Raw genomic sequence first — 21,737 nt, forward strand, 5'->3', positions numbered from 1 at the left:
TTCCTTAAAATAAACCGAGATAGATGGCGGCCAACAAGCTATACCTTGCGGCTTTGCCTAAAAATATAAGAACCAAACACGGCAGAAATTTCATCCTTAACCATCCTGCCGCTAAACATAGCGGGTCGCCAATCACTGGCAACCAACTAAAAAACAATCCCCAATACCCGTATTTGGACAGCCACTTCAATGCGGTATGCCCATGCTTCTCATCCTGAGTTCTATTTGGAATCCACAAACCCAACCAATAGTTGGTGAGACCGCCCAAGGTATTACCAATGGTGGCAACAATAATGATGGAAGAAACCGAGTATTGGTTTAACGATAAGGTGGCAATCAATCCAGCTTCAGAGCCACCTGGCAATAGAGTGGCACTAAGAAAACCAGTAATGAATAGCACCCACAATGCGGAGTCAGAAAACCATAAAGCTAAGTTTTCAAAGGCAGCATTAAATGCCTCTAACATGTCATATCAAGCAAGATCTTGCCTCGCGTCCGCCCCGATTCGACTTGTTTGTGAGCTTCAATAACATCGGTCATCGGATAGACGTGTTGTACTTCAGTTTTTAACAGCCCAACGCCAACCATGTACAACAAAGTGTCAAGTTGTTCACGGTCAGGTTCGACTAACATACCGCTGGCTTCAAAACCAAGTAACTTGGCTTTTTCACAAATCAGTTCTGCAGTAATCGTTGGAACAGTAATGACTCGAGCGTTATCTGTCAGGCATTTGAGTGCGTCTAAAGCGGCATCGCCACCAACAAGATCAATCAAAACATCCACATTTTCAACACGTTCTGACACTGGTGCAAATTGATAGTTCACTGCGTGTGCACCTAAAGTAGCGAGGTAGTCCAAATTTCGTTCACTACAGGTGGTAAACACTTCTGCTTTGGTCGCAACTGCAATTTGCACGGCTAAGTGACCAACACCACCCGCTCCGGCAAGTATCAATACACGGTCACCTTCAGTCACATTAGCTTTACTCAGCGCTTGAGCCGCAGTTTGACCTGCAAGTGGCAATACTGCCGCTGCCTCTAAGGCGACCGAATTGGGAACGTAACTTAATTCAGATTCAGGAACACAAACGTATTGGCTGTAACCGCCTCCTCGAATAGGGAAACCGATAAAGCCAGCTACCTCATCCCCCTCTTGAAAACGAGAGGTATCTTCGCCACATGAAACGACTTTCCCCGAAATATCATAACCGGGTACCCAAGGTAAGTTGTCTTTGTTTTGTGCCGCAGCCCAACCAAGCCCCGCTCGCGTTTTGACATCAATAGGGTTAACGCCAGAGTATGCCACTTTAACTAAGACTTCCCCTGTTTGTGGGGTTGGTGTTGAGGTGGTTTGAATTGCAAGAACTTCTGCGTTGCCGAATTCGGTAATAGCGATCTGTTTGTGTTCCATAACCCATTCCCTGAGAGAAAACAAAAAGGGATGCAAGAGCATCCCTTTGACTATAAACCATTTTGTTTACCGAAGTTAATCGTCAATTTGTAAATTGGTAGATAATTCTATTTCACCAATTTTCCAACAAACAACTCAAGATGGTGTACTACCCCACCAATGCCAGTAAGATACCAGCGGCAACCGCCGATCCAAGAACACCGGCTACGTTTGGCCCCATTGCGTGCATCAGCAAGAAATTTTGTGGGTTTGCTTCCAAACCGACCTTGTTCACAACACGCGCGGCCATTGGTACTGCAGAAACGCCTGCAGCACCGATAAGTGGGTTGATGTCTTCTTTCGAGAACTTATTGAGAAGCTTCGCCATCAAAACACCTGCCCCAGTACCGATACTGAATGCGACTGCACCGAGTCCCAAGATACCTAGCGTTTCTAGATTCAAGAACTGCTCAGCTTGCAGCTTAGAGCCCACACCAAGACCTAAGAAGATCGTTACGATATTGATCAGCTCGTTCTGAGCGGTTTTCGATAAACGATCCACCACGCCAGCTTCACGCATCAAGTTACCCAGACAGAACATACCAACCAACGGTGTCGCGGAAGGTAAGAACAAAATCGTCATCAGTAACACAGCAAGCGGGAAGATCACTTTCTCCCACTTACCAACGTGACGAAGCTGGGCCATCTTGATCTGGCGTTCTTCCTTCGTGGTTAGGGCTTTCATGATCGGCGGCTGAATGATCGGCACCAGTGCCATGTAGCTGTATGCCGCCACGGCAATCGCACCTAACAGGTCTGGAGAGAGCTTACTCGCTAAGAAGATCGCCGTTGGACCATCCGCACCACCGATAATCGCGATAGACGACGCATCCGCCATGGAGAACTCCATACCCGGAACATAGTTAAGCAGAATCGCCCCAAACAGCGTCGCGAAAATACCAAACTGCGCCGCAGCACCTAGCCACAAGGTTTTTGGGTTTGCAATCAAAGCACCAAAATCAGTCATCGCCCCCACGCCCATGAAGATCAGCAGCGGGAACACGCCCGATTCGATACCAATGTAATAAACGTAGTAGAGCAAACCACCTGGTTCGGTAAAGCCAGCATTGGGAATGTTCGCTAAAATGGCACCAAAACCAATAGGTAATAACAGTAAGGGTTCAAAGCCTTTTTTGATCGCCAAAAACAGCAAGGTGCAACCAACCAGCATCATACAGATTTGGCCGAACTCAAAGTTAGCGATCCCTGTTTCTGACCATAAGGTCATCAATCCGTCCATGATACTCCCTTACGCCAGACTCAGCAGCGGTGAACCAACAGTAACGGCATCACCTTCTTTCACGTTCAGTTCTTGAACCACCCCACCGCGCGCAGCACGAACTTCAGTTTCCATCTTCATAGCTTCTAGGATGAGTAGAACGTCACCTTCCGCTACTTCAGCACCGGGCTGAACATTCACTTTAAAGATGTTACCAGCAAGAGGTGCAGGAACCGCTTCAGCAGCACTATTAACAGGAGCATTTGGCGCTGCAGGTTGAACCGGTGCGGTTGCCCCACTTGGCGTTACCGATGTTAATTGCCCCTGCGGACCTACTTCAACTTCATAAACTTGCCCATCAACTCGCACGCTGTATGTTTCAACACCACCAGCAGCAGCCTGTGTTACTTGTGCAGCGGCAGGTTTCGCAGCTTCTAACGTTGGTGCTGGCTCAAACGCATCTGGGTTGCCACGGTTTTTCAGGAATTTCAGACCAACTTGAGGGAATAACGCGTAAGTTAATACATCATCGACACGTTCGCTCGCAAGCTTAATGCCTTCAGATTGCGCTTTCTCCATCAAATCAACAGTTAGGGTTTCCATTTCCGCTTCAAGCAAGTCCGCTGGACGACAGGTAATTGCCTCTTTACCATCAAGTACTTTCGCTTGTAATTCAGCATTAACTGGCGCAGGAGCGGCACCGTATTCACCTTTTAAAACACCTGCCGTTTCTTTGGTGATGCTCTTGTAGCGCTCACCTGTCAGAACGTTGATTACCGCTTGAGTACCAACAATCTGAGATGTCGGCGTGACCAGTGGAATAAAGCCAAGATCTTCACGTACACGTGGGATCTCTTCCAATACTTCATCAATTCGGTCCGCAGCGCCTTGCTCTTTTAACTGACCTTCCATGTTGGTCAGCATGCCCCCTGGAACTTGGGCGATTAGAATGCGTGAATCCACACCTTTTAGCAGACCTTCCCACTTCGCGTATTTTTTACGTACTTCACGGAAGTAAGCCGCGATAGGCTCGATTTGGTCTAGTTTCAGATTAGTATCTCGCTCAGTGCCTTGCAGCATCGCAACCACGGTCTCAGTAGGCGTATGACCGTATGTACAACTCATCGAAGAAATCGCAGTATCAAGAATATCGATACCCGCTTCTACAGCTTTCACGGCAGTAGCAGTAGATAGACCGGTCGTTGCATGACAGTGAAGCGCTAGTGGCACATCACAAGATGCTTTGATGCGTGTGATCAGCTCTTCCGCTTCATAAGGTTTAAGCAGACCAGACATATCTTTAATACAAAGAGAGTGACAACCTAAGTCTTCAAGACGTTTAGCAAGGTCAACCCATGTGTCTGCGTTATGCACTGGGCTCGTGGTATAAGACAATGTTCCTTGCGCATGTGCACCAACATCAACAGTGGCTTTCACCGCTTTTTGGAAGTTACGTACGTCATTCATTGCATCAAAGATACGGAATACATCCATACCATTCACGTGCGCACGCTCAACAAACTTCTCTACTACGTCATCGGCATAATGGCGGTATCCTAAAAGGTTTTGACCACGCAGTAGCATTTGCATTGGTGTATTTGGCATTGCTTTTTTCAATTCGCGTAGGCGCTCCCATGGGTCTTCACCCAAGAAACGGATACACGCATCAAATGTTGCGCCACCCCAGGTCTCTAACGACCAGTAACCAACCTTATCTAACTCAGCTGCGATAGGCAGCATATCTTCGATACGCATACGCGTAGCAAACAGGGATTGATGGGCGTCACGAAGGACCACATCAGTGATAGCTAGTGGTTTAGACATGCTCTTAAACTCCTTTTTAATCCTATCTTTCGGCTACTTCGCGACTGAGGCGCGATGTTTATGAATCGCAGCCGAGATCGCCGCCACTACTTGTGGACTAACAGCTGAAGAGGTTGATTGAACGTTGGTATTTGTTTTCGGCGCTGGTACTTCTTCTGGCACCAATTTAGACATTAGCCGAACGAGATAAACTAGAATGGTGAGGAAAATAAATACGACCGCCATCCCTGTTAGCATCAGGGTGGCCGCATCTACTAGCAGGCTTCCTATATTCGTCATGTTGCTTCCTTTCTTTGTCATCCTGACAATGCGCAGGACTTTAATAGCGTCAAATCCCGACCAATGGATTATCTCGATTGGTTAAATTTTGTCAATTTTGTTTAAGGAAGCTTTTAAATAATCTCTAACATTGATTATTTATTCACTACTCAGATCACAAATTGCACTAAAATTCACTTCCCTAGTGGGATCGCTCAACATATAACCACACTAAATTAAAGTACTTGCAAAAACTGCGATTGGGATTTCAAAATGAAAAGAGGCTTTAAGAATAAAGTAAAATAAAAACAAAAGGATAGAACAAATTAACACTCCAAGAACACGACATTAACAATAATAAAACATTAGTTTTATTATCGATGCTTGGATGGGGTTCTCTACCATCGTAAATCAATCAGGCTCGAGAAAGCGCAAGGTGGAGCTTTAAGATGACTATTTAAGCGAAACAAGCGTATTAGCGAAAATAGCTCAGGATCAGGCGCTTGAAGCAGAATCTAGCGCGAAGAGGCGGTGTGATAAATACGCAAGAGAGACACAATATCTTAGCCAAGCAGCAGATACAAAAAAGCCTCGCATAAGCGAGGCTTTTTTAAAGAGTGGCGCGTCCTGGAGGATTCGAACCTCCGACCGCCTGGTTCGTAGCCAGGTACTCTATCCAGCTGAGCTAAGGACGCACGGTTTTCGATATCAGTATTACCAATACAGGAGTTCACAAGGAAACCCTAAAGAGTGGCGCGTCCTGGAGGATTCGAACCTCCGACCGCCTGGTTCGTAGCCAGGTACTCTATCCAGCTGAGCTAAGGACGCGCAGTTTTCGATATCAGTATTCCCAATATCAGGAGTTCACAAGGAAACCCTAAAGAGTGGCGCGTCCTGGAGGATTCGAACCTCCGACCGCCTGGTTCGTAGCCAGGTACTCTATCCAGCTGAGCTAAGGACGCGCAGTAATCTTTATTTTACTTTGTATAACCCGTTTATCAAACGAATTATTAAATAGTGGCGCGTCCTGGAGGATTCGAACCTCCGACCGCCTGGTTCGTAGCCAGGTACTCTATCCAGCTGAGCTAAGGACGCGCAGATCTTCTTGCTAGGAAGTTGTGAAGTAAATCACATTCATTTCTTACGAAACAAAAAAAAGGCCGTCGGGCCAGTCAATGAATGGCGGTGAAGGAGGGATTCGAACCCTCGATACGGGATAAACCGTATACTCCCTTAGCAGGGGAGCGCCTTCAGCCTCTCGGCCACCTCACCGTTTTCATTGTTATATCTCAAAAGAGATATGGCGCGTCCTGGAGGATTCGAACCTCCGACCGCCTGGTTCGTAGCCAGGTACTCTATCCAGCTGAGCTAAGGACGCACTTTTTGTTGATTTCTCAACGTTGCAAGAATGGCGGTGAAGGAGGGATTCGAACCCTCGATACGGGATAAACCGTATACTCCCTTAGCAGGGGAGCGCCTTCAGCCTCTCGGCCACCTCACCGTCTTGCGGAGGCACATATTACGTTTTACCGAAAATATGTCAAACACTTTCTTTGAAAAAAAACGCAAAAATCGCTTAACCGATGCGGATTTAATCAAAGTGACTATTAAACAAACTTTACCACCCTATTATGATGAAAAAAAGAGAGTCTTCTCTTAAAAAATGACATTAATCAGAAACTAAAAAGGCTAGCCCTTCGGCTAGCCTTTTTCATTCAAACTAAGCTCTGTAAACAGGAGCAGCTTAGTAGTTACCAGAAGCAACGTTACCATTGCCTTTTTCAGCTTGAATGCGCATGTAGATTTCTTCACGGTGAACAGAAACCTCTTTCGGAGCGTTAACGCCGATACGTACTTGGTTACCTTTAACACCTAGTACAGTTACAGTCACTTCATCACCAATCATAAGTGTTTCGCCTACGCGGCGAGTCAAAATTAGCATTCTTTGCTCCTTGAGTAATCTCTAAATTTTCTTGCTACAAAGCTATTATCCAACAAAAGTTATATTTTCGTAAACTACCTTGTCACTGAAAATTAGCCCAAAAAGGCATGTTTTTGCTGAATGTTCAATGCTTCACTAGATGTAACGTAAGCATCATGAAGAATGTTTGCTGCTGCATCCACACACATAGGTGGTAAGACTAGCATCATAGTGAGTGCATTCGTTGAACAGAAATTGATTGCAATATCTTGCTGTGCCAACAATTCACAGGCATGGTCAACCATTCCATTGGCTTCTAGCCCCACAGCGGTCAACAGGCTTACAGCTTCACTATTACGGATTTTATCGCTGAACACCAGATCCAACTTGGCACATGCATCTTGTTTTATCATGATACCTGTTCGTTCTGTTTCCTCGATCACATTCCAAATGTCGATACCCAACATCTGACATTGCTTTGTAATGCTAGACAAATGTTCGTTGTCGACTTCAATAATGGCAAGGTCACGTTGAATAGCTATACCAGAGACGGCTTTTGAGCCTGCTTCCCCTTTTACCAAACTGCCTTCGTTCAAATCAAATGTCGAAAGCACGCGTAGCGGTACATTGTTCTTCCACGCATACTGCACAGAAGGAAGATGTAATACCTTTGCTCCGCGGCTAGCCATCGCTTCCATCGAAGGAAAATCAATAACTGCCATCTTTTGAGCGTTTTTTACTACACGTGGGTCACAAGTATAAATACCATCAACGTCGGTAAAGATTTGACACTCATCAGCGCTTAACGCGCCAGCCAGTGTCACTGCGCTCGTATCTGAGCCACCTCGACCTAATGTGGTGATATCCCCATTTTCATTCACACCTTGGAATCCTGCTACGATCACGATTTGGTCTTGTTCAAGTAAATCCAGAATCGTAGAAGTATCAATGTGTTTAATCGTCGCGTCATTGTGTTGATTGTCCGTCACAATGTTCGCTTGTGCTCCGGTAAGTGAGCGTGCAGCGTAACCCAATTTATTCAGAGTCATTGCTAGCAGTGCCATCGACACTTGCTCACCAGCAGAGAGCAAAACATCAAGTTCTCGAGCAGTTGGAACGCTATCTACTTGCTTAGCCAGTTCCATTAGTCGATTTGTTTCGCCTGACATTGCAGACACAACAACGACAACTTGATTACCATCATTCTTCGCCTTAATGATGTGTTCAGCTACCTGGTGGATTCTTTCAATTGAACCCACAGAGGTTCCACCAAACTTTTGCACGATAAGGGGCTTTTTCACCAGTCTTCACCTTCCCAAGACCAAAGTCTCATTAGGACCACTCATACTCCATTGAGATAAATTATATAAGCGGTAGTTACAACAAAAACCAAGCAGCGTAAATGACCTGGTTAAAATACGGTCAATTAAACCACTTGGTTACCATAAAAAAATTACGCCCAATCAAAGAAGCTTGATTGAGCGTAAATCATTTTTTAAAAGCTTATAGGCGTTCTTCTAGCCAAGGCTGTACAGACTGAATCGCCGCAGGTAGCGCTGCAACATCAGTACCACCTGCTTGCGCCATATCTGGGCGACCACCGCCTTTACCGCCAACTTGCTCAGCAACCATCTTAACTAGGTCACCCGCTTTCACTTTGCCGATAAGGTCTTTGGTTACACCTGCAATCAGACCGATCTTGTCATCGTTCACGTTTGCAAGAAGGATAACGCCGCTACCGACTTGGTTTTTGATGTCATCAACCATAGTACGTAGGTTCTTGTTATCAGCGCCTTCTAGAGCAGCAATCAGTACTTTAGTACCGTTGATGTCCTGAACTTTGCCCATGATGTTTGCGCTTTCTGCCGCAGCCATCTTGTCTTTCAGTTTCTGGATTTCTTTCTCTAGAGATTTTGCTTTCTGTGCTGATTCAGCCAGTTTCTCTTCGTACTTAGCCGCTTGAGCTTCGATTGCATCTAGTGCACCTTCACCCGTTACCGCTTCGATACGACGGATACCTGCTGCGATACCACCTTCAGATGTGATCTTGAATAGACCGATATCACCTGTGTTTGAAGCGTGGATACCACCACAAAGTTCAGTAGAGAAGTCGCCCATAGACAGTACGCGTACTTCGTCGTCGTACTTCTCGCCGAATAGTGCCATTGCGCCTTTCTTCTTCGCAGACTCAATGTCCATCACGTTAGTTTCAATCGTGTGGTTGCGACGAATTTGCGCGTTGACTAGACGCTCTACTTCTTTCAGCTCTGCTGCAGTTACGGCTTCTAGGTGTGAGAAGTCGAAACGTAGGCTGTCAGCTTTCACTAGAGAGCCTTTCTGCGTTACGTGCTCACCAAGAACTTGGCGAAGTGCTGCGTGTAGCAAGTGCGTTGCTGAGTGGTTTAGAGAAATAGCTGCGCGACGCTCTGCGTCAACGATAGTTGCTACTTCGTCACCTTTCGCTAGAACGCCTTCTGCCATTACACCGTGGTGTGCGATTGCGTTACCTAGTTTTTGAGTGTCTTCAACACGGAATACACCAGACTCAGTGCGGATTTCACCAGCGTCACCACACTGACCGCCTGACTCTGCGTAGAATGGTGTTTCACCAAGCACGATGATTGCTTTGTCGCCTGCAGATAGAGATTCTACTTCGTTGCCTTCAACGAACATCGCCGCTACAGAGCTAGAGCCTTTAGTGCCTGCATAACCACAGAATTCTGTTTGCGTATCAACTTTGATTGCTGCGTTGTAGTCAGTACCAAAGTTACCAGCTTCACGCGCACGTTGACGCTGCTCTTCCATCGCTTTCTCGAAACCTTCTTCGTCGATTGCAAACTCACGTTCACGTGCAACGTCGTTAGTTAAGTCAGCTGGGAAGCCGTAAGTATCGTAAAGTTTAAATACGGTTTCGCCGTCTAGAACTTTACCGTCTAGGTTGTCTAGCGCTTCGTTTAGAATCGCCATACCGCGCTCAAGTGTACGACCGAAGTTTTCTTCTTCGATACGCAGTACTTTTTCAACCACAGCTTGTTGACGCTTCAGCTCTTCACCAGCCGTACCCATGATTTCCGCTAGTACACCAACCAGTTTGTGGAAGAATGCACCTTGTGCGCCTAGCTTGTTACCGTGACGAACTGCACGACGGATGATACGACGTAGAACGTAACCACGACCTTCGTTTGAAGGCATAACGCCATCAACGATCAGGAATGAACATGAACGGATGTGGTCAGCGATAACGCGTAGCGATTGGTTTGATAGATCTTCGTAGCCAATCACTTCAGCAGCAGCTTTGATAAGAGCTTGGAATACATCGATTTCGTAGTTTGAGTGAACGCCTTGCATGATTGCAGAGATACGCTCGATACCCATACCAGTATCTACCGATGGTTTTGGTAGCGGTTCCATAGTGCCGTCTGCGTGACGGTTGAACTGCATGAATACGTTGTTCCAGATCTCGATGAAACGGTCACCATCTTCTTCAGGTGTGCCAGGACGGCCACCCCAGATGTGCTCACCGTGATCGTAGAAGATTTCAGTACATGGACCACAAGGACCTGTGTCACCCATTTGCCAGAAGTTATCTGACTCGTATGGTTTACCACCTTTCTTGTCGCCGATGCGAATAATGCGGTCTGCTGGAACGCCTACTTTTTTGTTCCAGATATCGAATGCTTCGTCGTCTGTCTCGTAAACTGTTACAAGTAGACGGTCTGCTGGCAGCTTAAGGGTTTCTGTTAGGAATTCCCATGCGAAAGAAATTGCGTCTTCCTTGAAGTAGTCACCAAAGCTGAAGTTACCTAGCATTTCAAAGAAAGTGTGGTGACGAGCTGTAAAGCCAACGTTTTCCAGGTCGTTGTGTTTACCACCAGCACGTACACAACGTTGAGCCGTAGTCGCTCGAGTGTAGGCTCGTTTTTCTAAGCCTAAGAAACAATCTTTAAATTGGTTCATACCCGCGTTTGTGAACAGCAGGGTTGGGTCGTTATGTGGAACTAACGATGAACTTTCTACGATTTGGTGTCCTTTGCTCTCAAAGAACTTGAGGAACGCGTTACGAACCTCATCAGTGCTCATGTACATGCAGCTCTTCCTGAAAATAGTCGAGTTAGAATTTTGCCGTATTGTAGATCATGCAATCAGCTACGACTAGTTTTCTTGCGGAAAAGAGGCATTAGAAGAAAAAATTTGAAGCAAAACAAAAAACAGTGCGAACGGTTGACCGCTAATCTTCGTCCTCAAAGCTCAGCGCATAGCTAATTTGGTCAAAACTGTAGCCACGATATTGCAGAAATCGCACCTGTTTAGCGTACTCTTTCTGGTCTTTGGCTTTTATTCCTTTGAATTTCTTCTCTGCAGCCATTCTTGCCAGTTCAAACCAGTCTTGGGGCTCTTCTGCCATCGCCATATCTATGATGGATTCTGCAACACGTTTTTGGTTCAGTTCTTGGCGAATGCGGCGCTCACCGTGACCTTTGTAAACATGCTGGCGCACTTGGCTTTTGGCGTAACGCAGGTCATCTAAATAGTTGTGGTCGAGACAAAAATTGATTGCCGATTCTATGTCTGCCTCTTCATAACCTTTTAGGGCCAGCTTTTGGTATAACTCGTATTGCCCATGGTCTCGACGGCTCAATAATTGAATAGCCGCTTCTTTGCTAGATAGAGCCGGCGCTTGACGCTTTTGGTACATGGTGATCCTAAAACTGTTTTTGCTGTACAGGGTTTATCTCAATCGTAGTAAATAACCGCTCACTCTAACCTACTAACACGCTAGTTCTGATCGCTTGCCTACCCTAGTTGATATAAGCCCAGCCTTTGTTTTTTCGATTTTTATTTCAGCAGATACAACAAAGCCCCGCATAGCAGGGCCTTGTTCAATATGACTCAGTAAGAAGATTAAAACTCTTCTTCTTGCTCTGATTTTTCACCTGATTCTGGTGTTTCAGGTAGTGCTGGTGAAAGTAGCATTTCACGCAGTTTAGTATCGATAGTCTTACCGATTTCTGGGTTTTCGCGTAGGTAGTTACAAGCGTTTGCTTTACCTTGACCAATCTTGTCGCCTTGGTAGCTGTACCATGCACCTGCTTTTTCAACTAGCTTGTGCTTCACGCCTAGGTCAATCAGTTCGCCTTCGCGGTTGAAACCTTGGCCGTACATGATTTGCGTGTTTGCTTCTTTAAACGGTGCAGCAATCTTGTTCTTAACAACTTTGATGCGCGTTTCGTTACCTACTACTTCGTCACCTTCTTTGATTGCGCCAGTACGACGGATATCTAGACGAACAGAAGCGTAGAACTTAAGTGCGTTACCACCAGTCGTTGTTTCTGGGTTACCGAACATCACACCAATCTTCATACGGATTTGGTTGATGAAGATACACATACAGTTAGATTGCTTTAGGTTACCCGTTAGCTTACGCATCGCTTGAGAAAGCATACGTGCTTGAAGACCCATGTGGCTGTCACCCATTTCGCCTTCAATTTCTGCTTTTGGTGTTAGTGCTGCAACTGAGTCGACAACCATAACGTCGATAGCACCAGAACGTGCAAGTGCGTCACAGATCTCTAGCGCTTGCTCACCCGTATCAGGCTGAGAAACCAATAGTGCGTCGATATCAACGCCAAGTTTCTTCGCGTATACAGGGTCTAGCGCGTGCTCTGCATCGATAAACGCACAAGTTTTGCCTTCACGTTGCGCAGCAGCGATCAGCTCAAGAGTTAGCGTTGTTTTACCTGAAGATTCTGGACCGTAGATTTCTACGATACGACCCATTGGTAAACCACCAGCACCCAAAGCGATATCAAGAGAAAGGGAACCCGTTGAGATGGTTTCTACGTCCATTGCGCGGTTATCACCAAGGCGCATGATAGAGCCTTTACCGAATTGCTTTTCAATTTGACCTAGCGCAGCGGCGAGCGCTTTCTGTTTGTTCTCGTCCATTACTTTCTCCGATTTATTCATCTTGTTTTGGGCGACGAATAGTAATTCATTTTTCTTAAGCAGAAGAACTGCTCAGCAATGAAAGCCATTATACTGTTGATTCATACAGTGTCTATACCTGTATGAAAAAAATTTGACTGACCTAAAGTCATGATTTGCTCTAGCCCTTATCAAATCTGGGCTAAGGCAATTTCACAAATTCTAAATCAGATGTTGATACAATTGAGTCAGTGCGTGTTCGACCGCTTTTTTGCGAACTTGAGCACGGTCACCAGTGAAATGCATGGTATCCACTTGCTGCCAGTTTTGGTTATCAGCGAAGGCAAAACAGACCGTACCGACAGGTTTCTCTTCACTGCCTCCTCCTGGTCCAGCAATACCACTGATGGACACGCCGATAGTAGCATTCGAATTACGAATGGCACCTTGTACCATTTCAATCACGACAGGTTCGCTCACCGCACCATGTGCTTCCAACGTTGAAGCTTGTACACCAAGCATCTCCATTTTGGCTTCATTACTGTAAGTGACAAACGCCCGGTCAAGCCACGCAGAACTGCCAGCAATATCAGTAATAGCAGTTGCAACACCGCCACCCGTGCATGATTCTGCCGTCGTTAAAACATGTCCATGCTTAGCCAATAATGCACCTAAATCGGCACTCAATTTTGTTGCTCGTTCCATAGCCAAAAATGCCCTTTGTCTCTTTTTACTTGATAGGGATTCACGTATCCTAAGCCGCTACGGAAATAAACAAAAGTACTTACCTGTGAAAGCTGAACAAAAACACACTCCGATGATGCAGCAATATCTCAAGCTAAAGGCTGAGAACCCAGAAATCTTGCTGTTTTACCGCATGGGCGACTTCTACGAACTCTTCTACGACGATGCTAAACGCGCATCTCAATTGCTTGATATTTCGTTGACTAAACGTGGTGCATCGGCAGGTGAACCTATCCCGATGGCTGGCGTTCCATTCCACGCCGTTGAAGGTTATCTAGCCAAACTTGTTCAGCTTGGTGAGTCTGTCGCGATCTGTGAACAGATTGGAGATCCTGCAACAAGCAAAGGTCCAGTTGAACGTAAAGTAGTACGCATTGTTACACCAGGTACAGTAACCGACGAAGCACTGCTGTCAGAGCGTATCGACAACCTGATTGCGTCTATTTACCATCACAATGGTAAGTTCGGTTACGCGACATTGGATGTGACTTCGGGTCGCTTCCAATTAGTTGAGCCTGAAACCGAAGAAGCAATGGCTGCTGAACTGCAACGTACTGCACCTCGTGAATTACTCTTCCCTGAAGATTTTGAACCCGTACATCTGATGTCGAACCGTAACGGTAACCGTCGTCGTCCTGTCTGGGAATTTGAGCTAGATACCGCTAAGCAGCAGTTGAACCAACAATTTGGTACGCGCGACTTGGTAGGCTTTGGGGTTGAGCACGCTTCACTGGGTCTGTGTGCTGCGGGTTGTTTGATCCAATACGTAAAAGATACTCAGCGTACTGCCCTACCACACATTCGTTCATTGACGTTTGATCGCCAAGATCACTCAGTCATTCTTGATGCGGCAACACGTCGCAACTTAGAGTTGACGCAAAACCTATCTGGTGGGACCGATAACACGCTAGCCGAAGTACTCGATCACTGTGCGACCCCAATGGGCAGCCGTATGCTGAAGCGCTGGTTACATCAACCAATGCGCTGTGTCGATACTCTTAACAACCGTCTTGATGCAATTGGTGAGATCAAAGTTCAGAGCTTGTTCACCGACATTCAACCAATCTTCAAACAAATTGGTGACATCGAGCGTATCCTAGCCCGTTTGGCGCTGCGCTCAGCACGTCCGCGCGATATGGCTCGTCTACGCCATGCGATGCAACAGTTGCCAGAGTTGGAAGCAGTCACTTCTTCTCTAGCTCACCCATACCTTAAAAAGTTGGCTCAATTTGCTGCGCCAATGGATGAGGTATGCGACTTACTTGAGCGCGCAATCAAAGAAAACCCGCCAGTAGTTATTCGCGAGGGAGGCGTGATTGCAGAAGGCTACAATGCGGAACTTGATGAATGGCGAAAGCTTGCAGACGGCGCAACCGAGTATCTTGAAAAACTCGAAGCAGACGAGCGAGAACGTCATGGTATCGACACCCTAAAAGTTGGCTACAACGCTGTACACGGTTTCTTCATTCAGGTTAGCCGTGGTCAAAGCCACTTGGTTCCACCACACTATGTACGTCGCCAAACACTGAAAAATGCAGAACGCTATATCATTCCAGAGCTGAAAGAGCACGAAGATAAAGTTCTGAATTCAAAATCAAAAGCGCTAGCAGTTGAGAAAAAACTGTGGGAAGAGCTATTTGATTTGTTGATGCCAAACCTTGAGAAGATGCAAAACCTTGCTTCGGCGATCTCTCAGTTGGACGTACTACAAAACCTAGCCGAGCGTGCAGATTCACTTGATTACTGTCGCCCAACATTGGACAAAGAAGCGGGCATTAGCATTCAAGCGGGTCGTCATCCTGTCGTGGAGCAAGTAACAAGCGAACCATTTATAGCTAACCCAATTGAACTGAGCTCAGATCGTAAGATGCTGATCATCACCGGTCCAAACATGGGTGGTAAATCGACCTACATGCGCCAGACTGCATTGATTGCTTTGATGGCTCACATTGGTTCATACGTTCCTGCAGAATCAGCTCATATTGGCTCTCTAGACCGCATCTTTACTCGTATCGGTGCATCTGATGATTTGGCATCTGGCCGTTCAACCTTCATGGTAGAAATGACTGAAACAGCCAACATTCTTCACAACGCCACTAAGAACAGCTTGGTGCTGATGGATGAAATTGGTCGCGGTACCAGTACTTACGATGGTCTGTCTTTGGCATGGGCAAGTGCAGAATGGCTTGCAACTCAGATTGGGGCAATGACTCTGTTCGCAACGCACTACTTCGAGCTGACTGAGCTGCCAAACTTGCTGCCAAATCTCGCTAACGTTCACCTTGATGCGGTAGAACACGGTGACAACATTGCCTTTATGCATGCAGTTCAAGAAGGCGCGGCAAGCAAGTCTTATGGTCTAGCGGTTGCTGGTTTAGCGGGCGTTCCAAAACCAGTCATCAAGAATGCACGTCACAAACTGTCGCAGCTTGAACAATTAGGTCAAGGTAATGACTCACCTCGTCCGAGTACCGTTGATGTGGCAAACCAACTCAGCCTGATCCCTGAACCTAGTGATGTTGAACAAGCATTGTCGAATATCGATCCTGATGATTTAACGCCACGTCAGGCACTGGAAGAGCTATACCGCTTGAAGAAGATGCTCTAGTTCTTGGGCGAACTGGTATAGTAAAACGCAAAAAGGCTATGGTCACCCATAGCCTTTTGTTTATTCTGATCTAGCCTCTATCGCTGCCTACGTTTAGTCGTCTTCTACGTTGAACAAGTTTTCCATGTTCAGACCTTGTTTAATCAAGATCTCGCGTAGTCGACGTAAGCCTTCCACTTGGATCTGGCGAACACGTTCGCGTGTTAAACCAATTTCACGTCCCACTTCTTCAAGCGTTGATGGCTCATAACCAAGCAGACCAAAACGACGTGCCAGCACTTCTTTCTGTTTTGGATTCAGCTCTTCTAGCCAATGGATCAATGAAGATTTGATGTCATCGTCTTGAGTGGAAACTTCAGGATCCGAGTTGTTTGCATCAGGAATAATATCCAGTAACGCTTTCTCGCCGTCACCACCGATTGGAGTATCGACAGAGCTAATACGCTCGTTAAGGCGAAGCATTTTACTTACGTCTTCTACTGGGATATCTAACTGTGCAGCAATCTCTTCTGCTGTTGGTTCATGGTCGAGCTTCTGAGAAAGTTCACGCGCTGTACGCAGATAAATGTTCAGCTCTTTAACCACATGAATTGGCAGACGGATTGTACGAGTTTGGTTCATCAACGCACGTTCGATCGTTTGGCGAATCCACCACGTCGCGTAAGTTGAGAAACGGAAGCCTCGTTCTGGATCAAACTTCTCGACCGCACGGATCAAACCTAAGTTACCTTCTTCAATAAGATCAAGAAGCGCAAGACCACGATTGCTGTATCGGCGAGAGATCTTCACTACAAGACGCAAGTTACTTTCGATCATGCGTTTGCGAGCGGCTTCATCGCCACGCAGTGCACGTCGTGCATAAAGTACTTCTTCTTCTGCAGTAAGTAGAGGTGAGAAACCAATTTCACCTAGGTAAAGCTGAGTCGCGTCTAGGCTCTTGCTGCTCGCATCAAACTCTTCGCGTGCTGCTGTTTTGGTTCCGTTAGATGGTTTTTCAAGTCCGTTAGAAATGCCTTCCGATTGTGCATTATCATATTCGAACTCTTCAACTTTGGTTACTGTGTTGCTGATACTCATAACGCCTCCCCCTGGCGAGTTAGCAAGACATGACAACTCAATATGTCGCTAAATGATGTCGCAAGTTGTTATTCAAAGTTCTACGGTAAATAGCGCTTTGGATTCACTGATTTACCTTGATAGCGAATTTCAAAGTGAAGTTTGACGGATTTAGAACCAGAACTACCCATGGTCGCTATTTTTTGTCCGCTCTTAACACTTTGTCCTTCTGAGACCAGCAATCTGTCATTGTGTGCGTATGCGCTTAAATAATTGTCGTTATGCTTCACTATAATTAGGTTGCCATAACCTCGTAGCGCATTACCTGAGTACACGACTGTGCCGGCTGCGGTTGAAACGATTGGCTGACCACGCTGTCCTGCGATGTCTATGCCTTTATTTCCTTGTTCTCCCGCTGAGAAGTTCTTGATTACTCTCCCTTTTGTTGGCCATAACCACTTCGATACTTTATCGTTTTTCGCGGTAGTTACTGGCGGTTTCGGTTTAACATTCTGATTACCTTTTGACCCAACATACTCCTTTGGTTTGGATTGTTCAACCTTCTTTGGAGGCTGTTTTTGTGCAACTTGAGTCTTAGTCGGTTTAGGTTTTTGAGTAGAGCTTTTACTTGAATTTGACGGCTTTGACGCTGTTGATGTTTTAGTCACTGGAACAGGTTTCGCCGCAACTACAGGAGCAACAACGGGTTCCACTTTATGACCATATTTAGGCGCAACATATTTCGGAGCCCAAAGTTTTAACTTCTGCCCCGGGAAAATCGTATAAGGCGCAGACAATTCATTGTAACGAACAAGATCATTTACATCCTTATCTGTGACGTAGGCAATAAAATAAAGGGTATCACCTTTCTTTACTTCGTAATAACTCCCTCTATAACTACCACGCTCAACCGTCGAGTAATCTTTATTTAGGCTTGAAACAGGTGCAGGTGAATGAGCCGCGCAACCAACCAGTCCCGCAGCCAATAAACAGCTAATACCAAAACGACGTAATAACTTCTTCACCTAGTCTTTAACCCTTAAGCTAAATCACCTGCAACTAATGGCACAAATCTTACCATTTCTACCACGGTCGACAGATATTGTTCACCCTGACGTTCAATTTTTAATAGTTGTTGTTCATCTTCACCAACAGGAATGATCATCTTACCGCCCTCTTTCAGCTGGGATAGAAGTGCTTGGGGAACACTTTCCGCTGCCGCAGTGACAATAATCGCATCGAATGGACCTTTCGCTTCCCATCCAAGCCAACCATCTCCATGTTTGGTAGAGACGTTATAAATATCCAGTTGTTTCAGACGACGCTTAGCATCCCATTGCAAAGACTTAATGCGTTCAACGGAATAGACATGATCGACAATTTGCGCAAGCACTGCAGTTTGGTAACCCGAGCCCGTGCCGATTTCTAAAACATTACTGTCCGATTTTAGATCAAGCAGCTCTGTCATTTTTGCAACGATATAAGGCTGAGAAATAGTTTGTCCCTGACCAATCGGCAGCGCATTGTTGTCGTACGCTTGGTGCATCATTGCTTGTGAGACAAAGCTCTCACGTGGTAGTCGATAAATCGCATCCAACACACGTTGATCACTGATGCCACTGGAGATAAGAAACGCTATCAACCTGTCAGCATGTGGGTTACTCATTAACTCTCTTCCTTTAACCAACTGTCCATTGCGCGCAGCGACTCATGAGCGGTGAGATCGACTTGCAGCGGCGTGATTGAAACAAAACCATGTTCAATGGCATAAAAGTCCGTACCGATGCCAGCATCTTGCTCTTTACCCGGAGGACCAAGCCAATAAATATCATGTCCGCGTGGATCTTTCTGCTTAATCATATTCTCAGCGTGATGACGCGCACCCAAGCGAGTCACTTCTATCTCACCAAGTTCTTCAAACGGAAGATCAGGGACGTTTACATTCAATAGACGGTTGGTTGGAATTGGGCGAATCAAATGCTGCTCAACCAACTGGCGAGCAATTTTAGCAGCAGATTCAAAATGTTGTTTACCGACTAGAGAGAAAGCAATCGCCTGCACGCCAAGGAAGTGTCCTTCCATAGCAGCAGCCACCGTGCCGGAGTACAAAACGTCATCACCTAGATTTGCGCCATGATTGATGCCTGACAGCACAAGGTCTGGCAAATCATCTTTCATCAACTCATTCAGCGCAAAGTGTACACAGTCTGTTGGCGTACCTTGCACAGAGAATGTCTTTGGCGCAATCTCGGTGACACGCAGCGGTTGCTCCAGCGTCAATGAGTTAGATGCACCAGAGCGGTTTCTGTCTGGTGCGACAATCGTTACTTCGGCAATGCTTCTCAGCTCATCAGCAAGCGCATGAATTCCTTGAGCATGAACACCATCATCATTGCTGAGCAGTATTCTTAATGGCTTCGCGTTGTGTGAATCCATTTCCATTAATATTCTCTTTCTACCTTTTCTTCGATGACCAGCTCACGCACGATTGAGGTCGCAAATGAACCCGCATCCAGCGAGAATGTCATCGTGATGTTATTACCATCGACCGTCCAAGCTAGGTCTTGTGGCTTGAGTGCGATATCGCGGCGGTCGTGACGCATACGGTTACCGCGAATCAGTGCCATCAAATCTGGTTCTTCATCTAAGAACGGTTGTTCTAAGGTTAGCGCATCCGCTTGAGTTGGTAGTGCGTTATCGCCCGCCATTGCCGCGGTGATCGCTACTTCGCCTTGAGCAAATTGTGCTTGTAACTCGGCAATGTTGCTTGCATCAACTAACTGAGTGCCAGAAGCTGTCTGCGCAACATCACCGTCGATGAACTTGTCAAATACACCATTCTCTAGGCGAGCTGAAACAATGCGGTTGAAGATCCACGAACGAGCCGCTGACAGATACATGCTGCGTTTGTTTTGATTGCGGGTACGAACGTTCTCGCGTCCCCATCGACGTGCTTCTTCAAGGTTGTTGCCATCGTTACCAAAACGCTGACTACCAAAGTAGTTTGGCACACCCACTTGTTTCACTTTTTCAAGACGTTGTTCAACATCCGCTATATCTGTCACTTCAGACAAAGTAACCACGAACTCGTTCCCTACTAAGTCACCAGGGCGCAGTTTTTTATTGTGACGATCAGTTGCTAGGATCTCGATGCTCGGGTATTGCGCCAAAAATGCTGAAAAATCTGGCGTTTCACCTTTTGGTAAATGCACACTTAGCCACTGTTCAGTCACAGCATGACGGTCTTTAAGACCCGCCCAGCTAACGTCTTTCGACTTAACACCACAGGCTTTTGCTAGTTCGTTAGCAACGAAACTGGTGTTCTCACCTGTTTTACGGATACGAACCATTAAATGCTCGCCTTCACCCGTAAAGGCAAAACCTAAATCTTCGCGAACCTGAAAGTGCTCTGGCTGCGCTTTGATTTTTGCAGATGCAACTGGCTTACCTGTTAGGTAAGCCAATGAAGATAAAATGTCTGACATGATGTATTTCCGCTGATATCACAGCTTAGAGGAGCAAATTGCTAATTATTGCTTAAACAGAAGTACAACTGCTTCCGTTGCAATGCCTTCTTTGCGTCCAGTAAAACCAAGACGTTCTGTCGTCGTTGCTTTTACGTTAATGTTGCTAATGTCGGTTTCAAGGTCTTCGGCAATAGCAGCACACATTGCGTCAATGTGCGGCGCCATCTTCGGCGCTTGTGCCATGATAGTGACATCGGCATTACCAAGACGGTAGCCTTGCTCTTTGACTCGGCGATAAACGTCTTTCAGTAGTTCACGACTGTCTGCACCTTTCCATTTTTCGTCCGTATCAGGGAAGTGACGACCAATGTCGCCTGCAGCAATAGCGCCAAGCAGGGCATCCGTTAACGCATGCAGCGCTACATCACCGTCAGAGTGTGCAATCAAACCTTGTTCGTAAGGGATCGCTACACCACCAATGATTACCGGACCTTCACCACCGAATTTATGTACGTCGAAACCATGACCAATTCGAATCATTTTCTATCCTTTCTTTATTCGCCGCGCTCACGGCTTAGATAAAACTCGGCTAACGCAAGATCTTCTGGCTGAGTAATTTTTATATTATTCGCATTCCCTTGAACAAGTGCCGGCTTTTCACCTAACCATTCCAAAGCCGAGGCTTCATCAGTGATGGTTGCACCTTGTTCTAATGCGTCAGTCAGTGCTTGAGTAAGCTGCTGAGTTTTAAACATTTGTGGAGTTAATGCATGCCACAATGCTTCTCTATCTACCGTATGATCAATATCTTGTGCTGCGTTTGCTCGCTTCATTGTGTCTCTCACTGGAGAGGCAAGGATGCCACCCGTTGGGTGTGCGCTACAAACGTCGATCAAATGGTCAATATCGGATGTTAATACACACGGTCTTGCAGCGTCGTGGACTAATACCCACTCGCTTTCCAGATGTGTACTTACATAGTTTAGCCCTGATAACACAGAGTCTGCCCTTTCTTTACCACCAGCCACGCGAATCACATCAGGGTGCTGAGCAATGGAGAGTTCAGGGTAGTATGGGTCGCCGTCGGTAATAGCCACGACAACCTTAGAAATTTTTGGGTGAGAAAGCAGTTTCTCTACGGTATGTTCCAGTACCGCTTTGCCGTCAATCAACAGGTATTGTTTTGGGCGATCTGCCTTCATGCGGCTGCCAACACCTGCGGCTGGCACGATAGCAATATGGGTTGGAGTGTTAGTATCCAACATA

General features: G+C 46.3%; 19 protein-coding genes and 7 tRNA genes. 1 reads left to right on the plus strand and 25 read right to left on the minus strand.

All coding sequences use genetic code 11. The annotated features are described in order from the left end of the window. Nucleotides 1-4: 4 nt before the first annotated feature. The 18 genes from OH459_RS04945 to pncC all read right to left on the minus strand — a co-directional run bounded on the left by OH459_RS04945 (nt 5) and on the right by pncC (nt 13,301). Complete coding sequence (locus tag OH459_RS04945) at nt 5-466, minus strand: YqaA family protein (RefSeq protein ID WP_009698760.1); 462 nt, start codon at nt 464-466, stop codon at nt 5-7. Continuing rightward, a complete protein-coding gene (locus OH459_RS04950) occupies nt 460-1,410 on the minus strand; it encodes an NADP-dependent oxidoreductase (protein ID WP_269986000.1) in 951 nt (316 codons plus the stop codon). Before OH459_RS04950 ends, OH459_RS04945 begins: the two co-directional genes overlap by 7 nt. A gap of 148 nt (nt 1,411-1,558) precedes the next feature. Further along, nucleotides 1,559-2,689, minus strand: coding sequence for a sodium ion-translocating decarboxylase subunit beta (locus tag OH459_RS04955; protein WP_005448436.1), 1,131 nt, complete (start codon nt 2,687-2,689; stop codon nt 1,559-1,561). Between the two features lie 9 nt (nt 2,690-2,698). Continuing rightward, nucleotides 2,699-4,492, minus strand: a complete 1,794-nt coding sequence (gene oadA, locus OH459_RS04960) for a sodium-extruding oxaloacetate decarboxylase subunit alpha (protein ID WP_269986001.1) — start codon at nt 4,490-4,492, stop codon at nt 2,699-2,701. Between the two features lie 33 nt (nt 4,493-4,525). Continuing rightward, entirely contained in the window at nt 4,526-4,771 is a 246-nt protein-coding gene (locus OH459_RS04965; protein ID WP_053052942.1) for an oxaloacetate decarboxylase subunit gamma, read from the minus strand. A gap of 597 nt (nt 4,772-5,368) precedes the next feature. Next, a tRNA-Arg gene (locus OH459_RS04970) sits at nt 5,369-5,445 on the minus strand. Between the two features lie 56 nt (nt 5,446-5,501). Then, nucleotides 5,502-5,578: transfer RNA gene (locus OH459_RS04975), tRNA-Arg, on the minus strand. 57 nt (nt 5,579-5,635) lie between these two features. Beyond that, nucleotides 5,636-5,712: transfer RNA gene (locus OH459_RS04980), tRNA-Arg, on the minus strand. Between the two features lie 56 nt (nt 5,713-5,768). Next, nucleotides 5,769-5,845: transfer RNA gene (locus OH459_RS04985), tRNA-Arg, on the minus strand. Between the two features lie 85 nt (nt 5,846-5,930). Beyond that, a tRNA-Ser gene (locus OH459_RS04990) sits at nt 5,931-6,022 on the minus strand. A 29-nt stretch (nt 6,023-6,051) separates the two neighbouring features. Beyond that, a tRNA-Arg gene (locus tag OH459_RS04995) sits at nt 6,052-6,128 on the minus strand. A gap of 31 nt (nt 6,129-6,159) precedes the next feature. After that, nucleotides 6,160-6,251, minus strand: a tRNA-Ser gene (locus OH459_RS05000). 243 nt (nt 6,252-6,494) lie between these two features. Continuing rightward, on the minus strand, nt 6,495-6,692 hold the full coding sequence (gene csrA / locus OH459_RS05005) for a carbon storage regulator CsrA (RefSeq protein WP_004415691.1): 198 nt from the start codon (nt 6,690-6,692) through the stop codon (nt 6,495-6,497). Nucleotides 6,693-6,784: 92 nt separating this feature from the next. Further along, complete coding sequence (locus OH459_RS05010; protein WP_005452123.1) at nt 6,785-7,972, minus strand: aspartate kinase; 1,188 nt, start codon at nt 7,970-7,972, stop codon at nt 6,785-6,787. Between the two features lie 202 nt (nt 7,973-8,174). Beyond that, nucleotides 8,175-10,757, minus strand: coding sequence for an alanine--tRNA ligase (gene alaS, locus OH459_RS05015; protein WP_005452121.1), 2,583 nt, complete (start codon nt 10,755-10,757; stop codon nt 8,175-8,177). A 142-nt stretch (nt 10,758-10,899) separates the two neighbouring features. Next, the gene (gene recX / locus OH459_RS05020) at nt 10,900-11,367 is read right to left on the minus strand and encodes a recombination regulator RecX (RefSeq protein WP_009698765.1); all 468 of its coding nucleotides are present in this window, start codon (nt 11,365-11,367) and stop codon (nt 10,900-10,902) included. A 206-nt stretch (nt 11,368-11,573) separates the two neighbouring features. Further along, on the minus strand, nt 11,574-12,617 hold the full coding sequence (gene recA / locus OH459_RS05025; protein WP_050907766.1) for a recombinase RecA: 1,044 nt from the start codon (nt 12,615-12,617) through the stop codon (nt 11,574-11,576). Between the two features lie 201 nt (nt 12,618-12,818). After that, complete coding sequence (gene pncC, locus OH459_RS05030; protein ID WP_009703950.1) at nt 12,819-13,301, minus strand: nicotinamide-nucleotide amidase; 483 nt, start codon at nt 13,299-13,301, stop codon at nt 12,819-12,821. 85 nt (nt 13,302-13,386) lie between these two features. On the opposite strand from pncC, the gene mutS reads away from it, so the two are divergent. Beyond that, nucleotides 13,387-15,948, plus strand: a complete 2,562-nt coding sequence (gene mutS / locus OH459_RS05035) for a DNA mismatch repair protein MutS (protein WP_053053788.1) — start codon at nt 13,387-13,389, stop codon at nt 15,946-15,948. 93 nt (nt 15,949-16,041) lie between these two features. Here mutS and rpoS read toward each other — a convergent pair whose 3' ends face one another. The 7 genes from rpoS to ispD all read right to left on the minus strand — a co-directional run bounded on the left by rpoS (nt 16,042) and on the right by ispD (nt 21,736). Next, entirely contained in the window at nt 16,042-17,025 is a 984-nt protein-coding gene (rpoS, locus tag OH459_RS05040; protein ID WP_005452115.1) for an RNA polymerase sigma factor RpoS, read from the minus strand. A gap of 80 nt (nt 17,026-17,105) precedes the next feature. Further along, nucleotides 17,106-18,029, minus strand: coding sequence for a peptidoglycan DD-metalloendopeptidase family protein (locus OH459_RS05045; protein WP_009698767.1), 924 nt, complete (start codon nt 18,027-18,029; stop codon nt 17,106-17,108). Between the two features lie 14 nt (nt 18,030-18,043). After that, complete coding sequence (locus tag OH459_RS05050; RefSeq protein ID WP_005452113.1) at nt 18,044-18,670, minus strand: protein-L-isoaspartate(D-aspartate) O-methyltransferase; 627 nt, start codon at nt 18,668-18,670, stop codon at nt 18,044-18,046. Next, nucleotides 18,670-19,446 (minus strand): 5'/3'-nucleotidase SurE, encoded by a 777-nt coding sequence (gene surE, locus OH459_RS05055; protein ID WP_009698768.1) that lies wholly within the window; start codon nt 19,444-19,446, stop codon nt 18,670-18,672. The genes OH459_RS05050 and surE overlap by 1 nt, the downstream gene beginning before the upstream one ends. Next, nucleotides 19,446-20,489, minus strand: a complete 1,044-nt coding sequence (truD, locus tag OH459_RS05060; protein WP_038899661.1) for a tRNA pseudouridine(13) synthase TruD — start codon at nt 20,487-20,489, stop codon at nt 19,446-19,448. The genes surE and truD overlap by 1 nt, the downstream gene beginning before the upstream one ends. 45 nt (nt 20,490-20,534) lie before the next feature. Beyond that, on the minus strand, nt 20,535-21,011 hold the full coding sequence (ispF, locus tag OH459_RS05065; protein WP_009698769.1) for a 2-C-methyl-D-erythritol 2,4-cyclodiphosphate synthase: 477 nt from the start codon (nt 21,009-21,011) through the stop codon (nt 20,535-20,537). 14 nt (nt 21,012-21,025) lie between these two features. Then, nucleotides 21,026-21,736 (minus strand): 2-C-methyl-D-erythritol 4-phosphate cytidylyltransferase, encoded by a 711-nt coding sequence (gene ispD / locus OH459_RS05070; protein ID WP_038899663.1) that lies wholly within the window; start codon nt 21,734-21,736, stop codon nt 21,026-21,028. Between the last annotated feature and the right edge of the window lies 1 nt (nt 21,737).

The sequence above is a fragment of the Vibrio sp. MM46 genome, from assembly GCF_027587135.1.
In the GTDB taxonomy this organism is placed as follows: domain Bacteria; phylum Pseudomonadota; class Gammaproteobacteria; order Enterobacterales; family Vibrionaceae; genus Vibrio; species Vibrio harveyi.

Bases quoted from the DNA above. Each gene is read 5' to 3' on its own strand.
- csrA (WP_004415691.1), bottom strand. From the start codon at position 6,692: ATGCTAATTTTGACTCGCCGCGTAGGCGAAACACTTATGATTGGTGAT.
- OH459_RS04945 (WP_009698760.1), bottom strand. From the start codon at position 466: ATGTTAGAGGCATTTAATGCTGCCTTTGAAAACTTAGCTTTATGGTTT.
- oadA (WP_269986001.1), bottom strand. From the start codon at position 4,492: ATGTCTAAACCACTAGCTATCACTGATGTGGTCCTTCGTGACGCCCAT.
- recA (WP_050907766.1), bottom strand. From the start codon at position 12,617: ATGGACGAGAACAAACAGAAAGCGCTCGCCGCTGCGCTAGGTCAAATT.
- ispF (WP_009698769.1), bottom strand. From the start codon at position 21,011: ATGATTCGAATTGGTCATGGTTTCGACGTACATAAATTCGGTGGTGAA.
- OH459_RS05050 (WP_005452113.1), bottom strand. From the start codon at position 18,670: ATGAGTAACCCACATGCTGACAGGTTGATAGCGTTTCTTATCTCCAGT.
- ispD (WP_038899663.1), bottom strand. From the start codon at position 21,736: ATGTTGGATACTAACACTCCAACCCATATTGCTATCGTGCCAGCCGCA.
- rpoS (WP_005452115.1), bottom strand. From the start codon at position 17,025: ATGAGTATCAGCAACACAGTAACCAAAGTTGAAGAGTTCGAATATGAT.
- OH459_RS04965 (WP_053052942.1), bottom strand. From the start codon at position 4,771: ATGACGAATATAGGAAGCCTGCTAGTAGATGCGGCCACCCTGATGCTA.
- truD (WP_038899661.1), bottom strand. From the start codon at position 20,489: ATGTCAGACATTTTATCTTCATTGGCTTACCTAACAGGTAAGCCAGTT.
- OH459_RS04950 (WP_269986000.1), bottom strand. From the start codon at position 1,410: ATGGAACACAAACAGATCGCTATTACCGAATTCGGCAACGCAGAAGTT.
- OH459_RS04955 (WP_005448436.1), bottom strand. From the start codon at position 2,689: ATGGACGGATTGATGACCTTATGGTCAGAAACAGGGATCGCTAACTTT.
- alaS (WP_005452121.1), bottom strand. From the start codon at position 10,757: ATGTACATGAGCACTGATGAGGTTCGTAACGCGTTCCTCAAGTTCTTT.
- surE (WP_009698768.1), bottom strand. From the start codon at position 19,446: ATGGAAATGGATTCACACAACGCGAAGCCATTAAGAATACTGCTCAGC.
- recX (WP_009698765.1), bottom strand. From the start codon at position 11,367: ATGTACCAAAAGCGTCAAGCGCCGGCTCTATCTAGCAAAGAAGCGGCT.
- pncC (WP_009703950.1), bottom strand. From the start codon at position 13,301: ATGGAACGAGCAACAAAATTGAGTGCCGATTTAGGTGCATTATTGGCT.